The 14,110-nt window shown below is 47.6% G+C and carries 10 protein-coding genes and 1 other annotated feature; of the genes, 1 reads left to right on the top strand and 9 read right to left on the bottom strand.

The features are described 5' to 3' along the window. Positions 1-108: 108 nt before the first annotated feature. The 9 genes from AR333_RS18090 to AR333_RS18050 all read right to left on the bottom strand — a co-directional run bounded on the left by AR333_RS18090 (position 109) and on the right by AR333_RS18050 (position 12,804). Entirely contained in the window at positions 109-1,317 is a 1,209-nt protein-coding gene (locus AR333_RS18090) for a hypothetical protein (protein WP_068776780.1), read from the bottom strand. Positions 1,318-1,387: 70 nt separating this feature from the next. After that, positions 1,388-1,741: a hypothetical protein gene (locus tag AR333_RS18085; RefSeq protein WP_068776779.1), complete on the bottom strand. Its 354-nt coding sequence runs from the start codon at positions 1,739-1,741 to the stop codon at positions 1,388-1,390. Positions 1,742-2,030: 289 nt separating this feature from the next. Then, positions 2,031-5,117 carry an isoleucine--tRNA ligase gene (ileS, locus tag AR333_RS18080; RefSeq protein WP_068776778.1) on the bottom strand — a complete coding sequence of 1,029 codons (3,087 nt, stop codon included), beginning with the start codon at positions 5,115-5,117 and terminating at the stop codon, positions 2,031-2,033. Between the two features lie 78 nt (positions 5,118-5,195). Beyond that, positions 5,196-5,452: a binding site (T-box leader), on the bottom strand. 329 nt (positions 5,453-5,781) lie between these two features. Next, positions 5,782-7,212: a C4-dicarboxylate transporter DcuC gene (dcuC, locus tag AR333_RS18075; protein WP_068776777.1), complete on the bottom strand. Its 1,431-nt coding sequence runs from the start codon at positions 7,210-7,212 to the stop codon at positions 5,782-5,784. A 34-nt stretch (positions 7,213-7,246) separates the two neighbouring features. Next, positions 7,247-8,173, bottom strand: a complete 927-nt coding sequence (rihC, locus tag AR333_RS18070) for a ribonucleoside hydrolase RihC (protein WP_068776776.1) — start codon at positions 8,171-8,173, stop codon at positions 7,247-7,249. 71 nt (positions 8,174-8,244) lie between these two features. Beyond that, positions 8,245-9,129, bottom strand: coding sequence for a ribokinase (rbsK, locus tag AR333_RS18065; protein ID WP_084783798.1), 885 nt, complete (start codon positions 9,127-9,129; stop codon positions 8,245-8,247). Positions 9,130-9,142: 13 nt separating this feature from the next. After that, positions 9,143-10,117, bottom strand: a complete 975-nt coding sequence (locus AR333_RS18060; protein WP_068776775.1) for a LacI family DNA-binding transcriptional regulator — start codon at positions 10,115-10,117, stop codon at positions 9,143-9,145. A gap of 353 nt (positions 10,118-10,470) precedes the next feature. After that, on the bottom strand, positions 10,471-10,941 hold the full coding sequence (locus AR333_RS18055; protein WP_068776774.1) for an NUDIX domain-containing protein: 471 nt from the start codon (positions 10,939-10,941) through the stop codon (positions 10,471-10,473). A gap of 249 nt (positions 10,942-11,190) precedes the next feature. Continuing rightward, positions 11,191-12,804, bottom strand: a complete 1,614-nt coding sequence (locus AR333_RS18050) for a DNA-binding protein (protein ID WP_068776773.1) — start codon at positions 12,802-12,804, stop codon at positions 11,191-11,193. 317 nt (positions 12,805-13,121) lie between these two features. On the opposite strand from AR333_RS18050, the gene AR333_RS18045 reads away from it, so the two are divergent. Further along, positions 13,122-14,039, top strand: coding sequence for a YafY family protein (locus AR333_RS18045; protein WP_068776772.1), 918 nt, complete (start codon positions 13,122-13,124; stop codon positions 14,037-14,039). The last annotated feature ends 71 nt before the right edge of the window (positions 14,040-14,110 follow it).

Raw genomic sequence — 14,110 nt, 5'->3', positions numbered from 1 at the left:
TGCATGGTTTTTGATCTATATATTTGGATATGAAATATGTCTCAATTGGTAATAAAAAAGAACAGCCATTATATAGACCGTTCCTTGTATAGTTCTATGCTGTATCTATTAAGGTTTGACGTTTATGGTTTTATTGGGCAGAGGAATATCTTCAGAAATATCTACTATAACTGCGGGTTGGTTAGGGAAGTTATAAATTGCTGATAAAGTGGCTGATGCCCCCGAACTGAAGGTTGTAGTACCAGATCCTGTACCAGCAATATATCCGTACATATAAAAAGCATTAACTGGGCTTCCATTACTGCTCATATCCAATAATACATCGTACATGTCCCATCTTGCCTTATTTCCATGTTCTTCACTATTTGAACCACTAATAGGAACTTTAACTGTATAACCAAATCCTATACCCGCCGGAAACGCAAATGTTAAATCTACATCAAATGATTTATTAGGGCTGTTACTTATATTAGGATAAGTTTGCATTCCTACACCACTTATACGCTCGTGTCTAAAAAGAAACTTAGAAATATATGAAAGGTCTTCACGAAGCCTTCCCGTTTCACCTGTATAATGTTTATAAGTATATAAACTACCCAATGGACTCAATTTTATTTGAAAAGGGTTTTGTCCCCCATTGCCTTGAATATAGTTATAATTCATTAAGTACCCTACATAAAATTTATTTCCATACTTATAATTTATTGTTTGGGGATAATCTATGCTTGCATATGGAGTGATTTGACTATTTTGATTTAGGGACTGATTACTATTTTTGTTTAGAGACTGAATAATATCTGGAGCAATATCAGTACCTTTATAAAAACGATATTTAGTATCATTATAGGTTACACTTTTTGATCCATTTGGTTGAAGAGTAGTGCTCTTTTTCGTGATAGTAATATTCCCATTTGCATTTTCTACTTTATCATAAATCATATTGAAAGATACAAATTCATCACTATTTAGAGAAGCTTTACCACGAATGACTGTTAGATCAGAATTCGAATCCTTACTAGTTTTCTTAGTATAAGTTATATCTTTCAGTAAAATTGTTTTTCCGTTATTCAACTGTAAATTCAGTGCAGCCTTGGACTCATCTATAAAACTCAATGTGACTTTATTATTATTGGAGATCTTGTTATACGTTTTAGCATCAAACTGATAGACATTTTCAAAACTTAAACTTCTAACAAAATCTTTATTAACCTGATCTGTAACATCAATCGTTTGAGCAGAAGTTTCTCCTATTCCGCCTACAGGGGTACTAATAGCAAAAACAGTTGCTATTAGTACAGTCGGAATCTTTTTCCTCATAAATAATCCTCCTTCAGATAAATTCTTACATTTATTACCTCCAAATACATATTTTAAAACAACCCTGCAATTATTTTTCCATCATCTTAGTCACATCATTAAGGTCCGTTGTTTTTAATACAATCTTTGCATCATCCAAAACAACAAAAGTTGGGAAATCCGCAATATCCAGAGCCTTAATCATCTCTTTATTACGTTTTTGAAAGTTGTCATAGAATTGAACGGATTCAATTTTCTTAATATTGTTATTCCATATCCTATTTACTTCTTTATCTATTTCATCAGCCCCACTGTCTTCTTTAAAGACATGCAGGGTATAAGTATCGGACGATTTCGATTTTAATTCTTTAATAACTTCCTTTTGGCTCGTGCAACCAATTAGTAAGAGAAAAAGCAGAAAATAACATAATTTCTTTAATTTCACTGTAATCACTCCTCAACGGCTAATTTTATAATCTTCAAACCTTATCAGCTTTATCACTCACCTTCATATCAATCCGGTCATCGTTACAATATCTTGTTCTTTCTAAAATTATCAACAAACCTCCCTACGCATCTTATAAAACATTGTAACAAAATATACCATATTTTCAAACGAACAATAATTTTTTCATTTCAGCTAGCCTTTATCTCTCTTCAGACATTGCCAGCACTTACTCGAACGATACAAAAAAAAGCTGCACCCCTAAGGGCACAGCCTGTTTATTCAGTTCCTATTCAATCCGCATTCCGAACGACTTGCTGCCGAATGAGAAAGTCTCCATGCCGGATTCCTCCGCATAAGTAACCTCGTTGACCAGCACGTTGTCACGCAGCACATGGTCGAATGCTTCAAGTGCTGCTCTTAGCTCCGCATCCACGTTCAGCACCAGGTTCACGCGCTTCTCGATCGGCAGCTCCAGCTTCTTGCGGTAATCCTGGATCGCACGGACGATCTCGCGGACAAGACCTTCCTGCTCCAGCTCACGGGTGATTTCCGTGTTCAGCGCAACGGTCATCTGGTAGCCGGACATGGAAGCGAACCCTTCCTTCGCGTGCTTCTCGACCAGCAGCTCATCCAGCGCGATCTGAACCGCCTCGCCGTCCAGCGTCAGATTCAGGGAGCCGCTATCCACGACGGCCTTGCTCTCCTCTGGAGACATCTGCTTCAGGTGGCCTTGGATCGGCCCGACGAGCTTGCCGAACTTCTTGCCCGCGACCTTCAGGTTCAGCTTCAGGCTGAACTGGACGTAGCGGCTGTCGCTCTGCTCCACGCGGATTTCCTTCACGTTGATTTCATCTTTGATGATGGATTCAAAACGGCTCAGATCGAAATCCCCGCTCAAGGATACGATCAGCTCCGACAAAGGCTGACGCGTCTTGATCGCCGTTTCGTTGCGGACGCTGCGCGCCAGCTCTACGATCTTACGGGCGGTATCCATTTCCTTCTCAAGCCCGGCGTCAATTACCGCCTCATTCACCTGCGGATAATCAGCCAGATGTACACTGCCGTCTCCGGTCAGGTTCATATAAATATCATCGGCAATCAGCGGAGTGTAAGGCGCGACCATGCGCGATAGTGTCACGAGCACCTCATGCAGCGTCTGGTAAGCCGATACTTTATCCGTCGTCATTTCGCTGCCCCAGAAGCGGTCGCGTGAACGGCGGATGTACCAGTTGCTCAGCTCATCGACGAACAGCTCCATTTGCTTCGCCGCATTGAGGAAGTCATTGACTTCCAGCCCCTTAATCACATTCTTCAGCACGCTGTTCAGTCGCGATAGAATCCAGCGGTCCAGCTCATTCTCCGACACCTGCTGCGCATGATCCTCATGCTTATAACCGTCGATTCCGGCATACAGCACGTAGAAAGCATGCACGTTATTCAGCGTATCGACGAGCTTTGATTTCGCCTCCGCGACGATACCTTTCGAGAAGCGCTTGCTGTTCCAAGGCGCGCTATCCGACAGGAGCGCCCAGCGGAACGCATCGGTGCCGAATTCCTCGATGATTTCCCAAGGATCGATAACGTTGCCCTTGCTCTTGGACATTTTCTGCCCGTTCTCATCCAGCACGTGGCCTGTCGAAATAACCGCTTTATAAGGCGCTTTGCCCTTAAACAGCGTCGATACCGCAAGCAGGCTGAAGAACCAGCCGCGTGTCTGGTCTACACCTTCGCAGATCATATCTGCCGGGTACTGATCCTCGAACTGCTGCTTGTCGCCGAACGGATAGTGCATCTGCGCGAACGGCATCGAGCCGCTGTCGAACCAGACGTCGATCACTTCCGGCGTTCTTTCCATTACGCCGCCGCATGTACAGCGCAGCAGCACATCATCGACGAACGGCTTATGCAGCTCCAGATCGTCACTCACCGGATCAACTGCCTTAGCCTGCAGATCGGCGAAGCTTCCCGGCGAATACTGACAATCACAGCCCGGCTCCTGACAGAGCCATACGTTCAGAGGCGTACCCCAGTAACGGTTCCGGCTGATGTTCCAATCGACGAGATCCTCCAGGAACTTCCCGAAGCGTCCTTCACGGATGTGGGAAGGATACCACTCCACCTTGCTGTTGTTCTCGATCATTTGATCCTTCACAGCGGTTGTCTTGATGAACCAGCTCTCCATCGCATAGTAGAGAAGCGGAGACTTACAGCGCCAGCAGAACGGATAGCTGTGCTCGTAGCGTTCTTTGGAGAAGAGCAGTCCGTGTTCGGACAAGTTTTTGACAATATCAATATCGCAATCCTTAACGAAGCGTCCGGCAAAATCCGTCACTTGATCCGTGTAACGCCCCGCCAAGTCAACCACGTTCACAAAAGCGAGCTCATGCTGCTTCACCGTACGATAGTCGTCCTCACCGTGTGCCGGAGCAATATGAACAATCCCCGTACCGCTTGCATCCGTCACATAGTCGGCATCCACTACCACATGTCCTTTGTCCACGGAAATGTAGCCGAAAGGAGGCTGATAGGACGTGCCTACGAACTCGGAACCTTTATGCACAGACAGGATTTCGAAATTTTCTTTGAACACTTTCTCCGCCAGGTTCTTCGCTACAATATATACTTCGCCTTCGTAGTTGACTCTGGCATAGTCCATCTGAGGGTTAACCGCGAGCGCAATGTTAGCCGGAAGTGTCCAAGGCGTTGTTGTCCAGGCCAGGAAGGACTCATCCGCAGCCTTGCTTTTGAATTTGACCGTTGCACTCAAATCTTTGACATCCTCATAGCCTTGCGCTACTTCGTGGGAGCTCAGAGTCGTCTGGCAATCCGGGCAGTACGGACTTACACGATGGCCTTTGTACAAGAGGCCTTCCCCATGAATATGGGACAGAATGTGCCATACACTCTCAATGTAATCGTTCGTCAAAGTCACATACGGATTATCCATATCGGTCCAGTACGCGATTCCTTCGGTCAGCTCACGCCACTGCTTCTCGTACTCAAACACGCTGCTTTTGCACTGTTCCACGAACTTGGCAACGCCGTATTTCTCAATTTCCTGCTTGCCGGAAATCCCTAGCTGCTTCTCCACGCCCAGCTCTACAGGCAGCCCGTGCGTATCCCAGCCCGCTTTGCGGACAACCCGGAAACCCGACATCGTTTTGTAACGGCCGACGAAATCCTTGATTACACGTCCGAGCACGTGGCCGATATGCGGCTTGCCGTTAGCGGTCGGAGGGCCTTCATAGAAGACGAAGTTCGGCTTGCCTTCGCGGTTTTCGATCGACTTACGGAACGTATCGTTCTCTTTCCACTGCTGGAGCACACGCAGCTCGCGCATTCTCGCTTTTTCTTTAACATCCACTTGTCTCATGGATCTTCATCTCCTCTTGTTTAAGCTCTATTGGAACTTGCTCCTGCTATCTGAAAAAAAACAAAAAAATCCCGTCCCCTAAGGGACGAGATTGTATCTCGCGCTACCACCCTTGTTCCGTCAGAATCACCATTGTGTGACTCCACGGCACCTCCACTGCGTACCAGCATACGCGTCCTTGGTAACGGCAGGACTCCGGGGCAGCTTACTCACAGCATTCAGCTTTCCTTCTCGGAGAGGATTTCCGGCTAAGTCTTGAACATCGGCTTTCAGCACAGCACCGACTCTCTGGGGGACAAGGAATTTAGCGTACTCGTTCTCGTCAATGAATTTGATTGGGACTATTCAATTTCTAGCTAGTTTTAGGTATACGCCATTTCCATGTAAATGTCAACTTGATTTCCTCAGAAAACCGCGTCTAATTTTACTAGTATACCCTCTGGAACCGAGGAATAACCCGCCTGCTTCCGCAAAGGGACGACACCGACACTGATCCTGCTTGGTCCCGGACTGCCCAATAAATTACGTGCCGCTTGTTGAAGATCATGAATTCTCCATGAAGAGCAGTCAGATCATCCTCTCCGAACGTTCTAAGATGGTAGTGATAGTTTTTGCCTAAAAAGCCAGTCATCGAAAAGAACGATAACCGGCTGTAGGCGTAATTTTATAAAAATATAATCATGGAGAGCACGAACATAAAAACGACTCCGGCAATCATAGGGACAGATGTTCTTTTTACAATGGCGATAGGATCTGCCTTAACTGTTCCCGCAACGATCAGAATAACGGCAGCTACAGGTGAAACGGCCCTGAAGAGGTTTCCTGATAGACCGAGTGGAACCGATATGGCAATGGGGTTAATACCAGCTGCAACTGCTAACGGTACGATCAAAGGCACCATAGCGAAAATCAGGGCAGTACCGCTTCCGCTCAAAATGACGATAAGAGCAGTCAATGCGACCAGGATGAGAGGTAGAATAAAGTCTAACCCATTCCCTTGAATTTGTTGCATGGATGTTTGAAGCTCATCAACCAACCCGATCGATTTCAGCCCTGTTACGAACACGGATGCGGCAACCAGCAGGGCCACAATAGGGATAGCTCCACCCATTCCTTTAAAGAATGCTTCCGTTTTTTCCAGGACGCTTTTATTTCCTTTGTGACGGATTAATTCACACACAATAGCAAGAATCAAGGATACTAATGCGGCTACTTCCACGCTCATATTGATTGATTGGCCTGTAGTAAGTTGAACCGCATACACAACTAACAGAAGAATAATAGGGAAAACGGGAAGAATCGCGTATACCGTTTTATATAATTTGCCTCCGCTGATTTCAGCGACGGCAGGCGCTTCGATATTCTCCTCATGAGCAGGCTTTGTGAGCTGGTTTTCTTTACGATCCATTCTTTTCTGCCAAAAATAATGAATGACCGCTATAAAAATTAAAGTCGGTATGGAAACCACCGCGTGATAGTTAAACACATAGTCCGTCACGTTCATACCGGCGAACAATGAATGTTTGGCTAATTCCTCCGCAATGGCAACGTTGTCGCTTCCTAGCGGGGTCGGCACTATGGTTGCCGATGTTGCTATAATAGCACCTGCCGTCAGAGCAGACATCCCTGCTTTTCTCATAATAGGATACAGTGTAGCCAGCAATATGATGGCCAGATTCGAAGCGCTGGGAATGACAAGAGACAATACGTTTCCTAACAGAAATACAATCGGAACGAGAACGTAGACGGATTTAATTTTAGCAATAGGTTTGGTTAAAGCATTTACGGTTACTTCATTCGCACCGATGGAAGACATATAAGCGGTGTATCCGCCCAATATAAGGACAATAAAGCCCGCCGCGCCAAAAGTTTGTTTAAACTGGGTAACGATGACTTGAAGCGGATCTAACCAGATCGATCCTGTCGATTCAAAGCCTTTAATGGCGATCTCTTTTCCCATCCCCATGCTGATCAATATGAGTACAATCCCCATTAAGAACAATGTGATTTTGATATCCATTTTCTTGATTAGCATATAGATGACTATGGATACAGCTATAATAGCAGAAGCATACATTACAATGTTAGAATCCATGGTGTTGTTCCTTCCCTGTTCATATGAATGCAGCTTAGTTGCATTTCTTCAGACTTTCCATAAACCATAGCTTGAACATCTGCGGGTCCAAATCGACACATACTTTGGCATTACTGGCTTTCTTTAAATATCCTTTCAAATCCACTACCGTACATCCTGTCGTCAAAGAACCGCCTAATTCCACATCAACAAAGGTATCCACAACCTGGAACATTTCCGGCTGCAACAGATATGCAATCGCGCAGCTGTCGTACATCTTCAGCCCTGTTTTCATGCTGCCGCCTCTATATTTCTGGAACAATTGATAAATCATCCGCCCCGTCTGATTCATATCTTTCAGCTGTTCGCTGTCTTCCGGGTACACGAGAGCCTTCAATCCAACGTCAAGTCCCACCATGACAGTAGGCAGGCCGCTCTGAAAAACGATTTTGGCTGCTTCCGGATCGGCAAAAATATTAAATTCAGCCATCACGCCCGAATTTCCCCGTCCTGTGGAACCGCCCATGAGTACAATTTCAGCAATCTTTCCTTTCACTTCCGGGTACAGTCTCAGCAAGAGAGCGATATTGGTTAATGGACCGATCGGCACCAAGGTCATAGGCTCTTCACTTGCCATAATGACGCGGTACATGGCGTTCACAGCATGCTCTTCGAGCACAAGGTTTTCCGTCGGCTCTTCAAAATCAAACCCGTCCATGCCCGTAGATCCATGGATGTCGCTTGCATCAATCGGTTCCTTGATAAGCGGTCTGTCAGCCCCCAGGGCAACCGGTATATTTTTCCCGAAAAATTTCAATAAACGCAAAGCATTCAACGTTACCTTCTCCAGTCCGACATTGCCGGCAACCGTCGTGATTAAGCGGACATCCAATCTCTCACTGTACAGCGCTATGGCAAGCGCAACTGCATCATCAATTCCAGGGTCTGTGTCAATAATTATAGGTCTTGGTGTTTGGGTCATGGTTGTATTCCTCCTGAATTTTTGTAGTAAGCGATTGCAATATGTTGAAAAGAGCAGCTTCGCGTAGCTGGCTAATCCCGGCTGCCTATAAACTTTTCTACCTCTTGAGCTGTAGGCATTCCTGTCTGGGCCCCAAGCTTGGTCGTCGATAATGCGGCAACCGCATTTCCGAATTTGCAAGCCTCCCTCAGGTGAGTACCCTTTGCCAAAGCAACAGCCAAACCGCCATTAAAGGCATCTCCCGCTCCGGTAGTATCAACCACATCTATCCTATAAGCAGGAATGTTGATTTCCTTATCTCCTTCATGAATCGAGACCCCTTGACTGCCCTTCGTGACGATCAGTTTCCCATCCAGCTCTTCCTTGCTTCTCCCTTGTTTGAGCAGGGTTTGTTCATGTTCATTGGGGGTAACATAATCAATCAGCTGAATTAATTCAGACGGCAGCTCCCGGATCGGGGCCGGATTAAGAATGACCGTAACTCCGTTTTCCTTGGCAATCTCAACTGCCTTCTCCACACCATCCAGCGGTATTTCCAACTGAAGAATGAGAATGTCGCTGTTGGCGATAACAGCTCGTTTGGATTCAACGAATGCAGCCGTTACATACTGATTAGCCGCCGGTACGACAATAATACTGTTGTCTCCGTTAGAAACAGTGATTGTTGCCGTTGCCGTCGAATCTGTAACCGGTTCCACATTGCTTACATCGACACCTTCTTGCTGAAGATGTCTCAGAATATCCTTGCCGAAGACGTCCTTGCCTATACAACCAATTAATTGAACATGCGCTCCCAGTCTGGCCGCTGCTACGGCTTGATTGGCTCCCTTTCCGCCAGGATTCATTTGAAACCGGTTACCGAAAACTGTCTCTCCTACCTTCGGCACTTGAGTGGTAATCGTCACTAAATCCATGTTAATGCTGCCCACAACCGTAATTCTAGGTTTCTGTTCCACAGCGATATACTCCTTAAGTTGATTTTCTCTCTACAAGTTCCACAGCCATCGTATAATACGTTTGTTCAACCGGCTGCTGCTCCATCAGGCTGATCAACATCGTAGTCGATGTTTCGCCCAATTGATAAATGGGCTGTACAATGGTGGTTAGCTCCGGAGTTATCACTTCGGACAGCTTGATTCCGTCGAATCCGATGACGGCAAGCTCTTCGGGCACTTTCCTGCCAAGCTGATGAGCTGCTTTAATCGCACCGATCGCCATAATATCATTCGCGGCAAAAATACCGTCAATGTCAGGATGCCGATTTAAAAGCTCCGCCGTCGCTTCAATGGAGAATTGCATATCAAAATCCCCGTTGACAATAAAGCTTTCCCTAAACCACGTTTCTTTCGAAACTACTTCTTTGTAGCCCTCATAACGTTCTTCTGCATTCGCTACCCCGTAGGAACCTCTGATATGACCGATTCTTCTACACCCTTTGTCCTGCAAATAACGTGTAGCCATCACGGCCCCCTTCTTGTTCTCTACGACAATAGTCGGCAGACCTTTGCTGATTTCCCGGTCAATGCTTACTACGGGAACATTAAGTTCTTCCACCTGCTGAGCCGTAAGCGTATTGGAAGAAACTATAATTCCATTTACATATTTTTGTTTCAGTACATCCAAATAGGCTTGTTCCTTGTCTTTGTCCCCGTCAGAATTGCACAGAATGACGTTATAGCCCAATTTGGTAGCCATATCTTCAACCGCTCTCGCTAACTCCGTAAAAAAGGGATTCATAATATCCGGCACAATTAATCCGATCGTATTCGATTGCTTCTTAAATAAACTTCTCGCTACCTCATTAGGCTTGTAGCTCGTTTCTTTAATCGCTTTCTCAACCTTTTCCCGGGTATTCTGCCCAACATATCCTTTATCGTTCAGTACTCTGGACACCGTTGCAACAGATACACCTGCAATTCTGGCAACGTCTTTAATGGAAGTCATCTTTTCACTCCACCTTACATAGGTAACCGGTTACACAAATAATATACTATTGATTAAATGACGAGTCAACGCTATTTCAAATCCATTTAAAGTAAATACCCCATTCTTACAATGTGGTCAAGGTGATCACGCGGGAAACTACAGGCTTCTGAGCTCGGACACGTGCACAAATATCAGTCGTAGCATCCACCTCAGAAAGGAATTTTAATAATAGAAATATTCAAGCTGCTTAAGCATCCATCGTCCGCCGAAAAAGCAAGAAAGAGAGTGCGCCCCTGCTTTCTTCCGCGAATGCTGTAAGTAACGTCTGTATAGCGGTCCCCCGTTTTTTTCAATATCCCCAGTTACCTAGCCTAAAAGAAAGTACGTTCAGACTCCGTCTTGATGAATATTTCTTTCGGATAAGGGATGGCAAGCTCCGGCATGCGGGCATGGCTGAAATAGCGTAACTCAGCAGATTCGCCGTCGATTGCTTCAAGAGTTCCGCTGTCAACGACGCATTCAAACAGGAATATAGCATATTCAACCTGGTTCCCGTCCGGATACGTAAATCTAAAATCCTTCCCGCCGAACACGCCTAGTAATTTCACAGGGGTTACCCGTAACCCCGTTTCTTCCCATACTTCACGGATAATCGCTTCTGCCGGTGTCTCTCCGAGTTCGATTGCCCCGGCAGGCAAGCTCCATGTATCCCTATTTGAAACGGGCCGCTGAAATAAGATTTCATCTTGCTCATTACGGATTACAGCAGCGGCACTAGGACTAAAAATCATTTGTGTCCCGATTTTATGACGCAAGTCTTTGTAGTATTCGGACATTGGCATCGGCTCGCAACCTCCTCGATTAAGAGCTCGTCAGTTATACACAAGTATAGGATAATTTCCTGTCTTTTCGGATCTCGCGGCACAAAAAAAGAAAATCACAAAAACCTTGAAAACAGGTTTTTGTGATTCCATTCTACTCCAGTTACTTCTTCTCGGCCAGAGGGAGATCGCAGCCATTCCATCTGCCGGCCGCCTCGGCTTAAACCTACTTTTCCTTACGGCCATTACCGCCCGCATAACCCCGTCCGTTTACGGAAGGGGCTCGGCAGGGACGTTCCCGATCGTAACGGCTTCCGTCTTCAGATTCGTACTGTTCTGGCGAAGCCGCAGGTTCGCCGCTCCGCTCGTCCCCGGCTTAATCCGGACCGTCAGGTCCTTGTAAGCGCGGCCCGTACTGTCGGCGGTCAGGCTGAACGCCGCGCTGTAGCCGTATGCGGACGGCCATGTCCCGTCCGCATTACGGACCTTGGCTGCCTGCGTGCCGCCGGAAGCCAGATAAATGCCGGCGTTGTAGCCGCTCACGGTGCTGCCCGCCGGCAGGTTGTCAACGACAACGCGGATCTGGAAGTCCTGCGCGTTAGGCAGAACCGCCTGCCGGACGAAGCTGTACGTGACCTGGCCCGGAATGCCGGGTCCGGGACCGCCGCTGCCGCCGCCGAAGGAGCCCGCCTTGAAAGTGGTACGGTCATACCACTTGTAGCCCGCGGCCGGCGCGGCCCATGGCTCCGGCTGAGGCTCCGTCGAAGCTGCCGGGGCCTCCATCGGCAGCAGGGCCGTCGGCTGGTCGAGCTGTAGGCCCGGGACCTGCGACAGGCTCGTGTAGCTCTCCTTCTTCGCGAGCCAGTTCACCGTGTTCACGAGCAGCACGCCGTCATCGGCTTCTTTGAAGCCGTCGTACGTCTTCTTGACCGCTCCCGTGTCCTCGCGCAGATACTTCGGCGTGGCATCCTCGACAGGCGAGGAATCTCCAATAAAAGCCGCCTTCCCGGCGCCTTTCTTGGAGACTGCCACGAAGGGGCCTTCCGCGACCCCGCCGCCGTTATAGACGCCTTGGTCGACCGCATTAGCCCAAGCCGCATTCGTCTGCGGCAGATAGACAATCCCCTTCGCCTTGGCAGGATCGAGAATCGCCAGCGTGGAGCCGGCATGCATGGCGACCGAGGATACGCCGGCTGTGATGCCAAGAGCCTGGCTCGGAGCGACGATGTTACTCGCGGCCACATCGCCGATCGCATTGTAGCGGAAGCGGACGCCGAACTGCGCACCGAGCCAATCCGAGCTGGCGACGTCCTGCATAGCGGCAGATGCCGCCTCTTCGGCGCTCATCCCCTTGGCCGGGTTCGTCCAGGCTCCCCGGCGGTAGCCGTTGAATACCTCGGAGCCGTCCCATCGGTTCTTATTCCGGTCGGCGTTGTAATGATCGCCGATGAAGAAAATGCTGCCGCCCCCCTGCACATAAGCCGCCATGGCGGCCTGCTCACTGACCTTATAAGGAACGTTCGCTTCCGCAACCACAAAGACATCATAGCCGCTCAGATCGCTAAGCGTAATCGGAGTGGTTTTACGGAGTTCCTTGACATAATAGCCCTGATTCGCAAGCGCGTTCCCAAAATCCGAGAAAGCCCCGTCGATGACCCAGTCTGCCGCACCAGCTGTCTGTTCATGGGTGTTGTCGAAAAGCACCTTCTTTCCCGCATTCTCATTAACAACCTTCGCTTCAATAAAAGGAGCCGGGTCCGCGGGTCCCTCGGCCAGAGCAATCTGAGAGTTTCCAGCCGCGATGTATGGCAGCGGCAGCGCTAACGTCAGGGCAAGCACCGATTGAACCAGTTTCGATTTCCAGCGGACGAATACGTTTCCCATGAATATCCTCCTTTTGGGTATCTGACTGTAAACCAACGATTTTATTTTAGCATACCAAATTAACAATTAGTGGCAATTGTTTGTAAAGTCTGGATGTTTTTTGTGTTAATTCAGCATGACTGTCCCCTGGCATCGAGATAGCTCATCCGGCTCGCTTGCTTCCTTATTCAAGCATATCGTCCTGCTCTCAGCGATATATGATGTGCTTACTGGAAACGGCTGGGAATGAACGGCCAGCCGAATAATTGGAAAAATATATGATACAATGTAGAAAATAGTTGAACTGGTTTACCAAACCACCGGACAGGATGATGACCGTGAAATTGGAACGACTGATTTCAATGATTTACATGCTGCTCAATAACGAAGTACTGTCCGCCTCAGCCTTAGCTGAAAAATACGGCGTATCCCAGCGGACCATATACCGTGATATCGACGCGATTTGTGCGGCTGGCATACCTGTCGTCTCCTATCAGGGCGTTCATGGGGGTTATGGGATTATCGAGGAATATAAGATGGATAAAAGCCTGCTCGGCTCTTACGATGTCGGCTCGCTCATTACGATTCTGCACAGCATGTCCACCGTTTTTGATGACGAGCGCGCTCTTGGTACGATCAATCGTCTGCAGACGATCCGCTCCGGCCCGGCAGCACCGAGCTTATCGATGGATATCGGAAGCCGCCAGCAGTCCAATGAACTGCTGCGCCTCCTCCGCACAGCGATTACAGGCCGGCGTATCATTGAATTTGAATACATCAATATGAAGAACGAAAGGGCGGCGCGCGTTATCGAGCCTATCCAGCTTAACTACAAACACGGGAACTGGTATGTGTACGGTTTTTGCCAGACCCGCATGGATTATCGTGAATTCCGGACCTCGCGCATGGCGGATGTAACTATGATGAACCGGGTATACACACACGATCATGCCGTGAACAATAGAGATTCTAGCCCAGACTGGGCAAAATCCGCCAACCAAGAAGAGGTTGTGCTTCATTTTTCGGCTGACGCGCTGGCTAGAGCCATGGACCACTTTTACGATATGGACAAATCCTTCCACGATGACGGCACGCTTACGATCACATTGAAAGTTCCGAATTCTTCGGATACCCGATGGCTGCTGCCCGTGCTGCTAAGCTTCGGTGAGACCGTTGAGGTGAAGGAACCTCTTGAGCTGAGAAAAACGTTGAAAACTAAGCTCGAAAAAATTTTAAAAACATACTCGGAAGTATGACACTCTGCTGTCATACTTCTTTTCCTATACTGATATCAACAGCGAACAAATAAAACGCGAATCTTAAAGGA

The organism is Paenibacillus sp. FJAT-26967 (genome assembly GCF_001541095.1).
In the GTDB taxonomy this organism is placed as follows: Bacteria; Bacillota; Bacilli; order Paenibacillales; family NBRC-103111; genus Paenibacillus_F.
The sequence above is the reverse complement of the archived record's forward strand: the minus strand, read 5'-3'. Positions and strand labels throughout refer to the sequence as shown.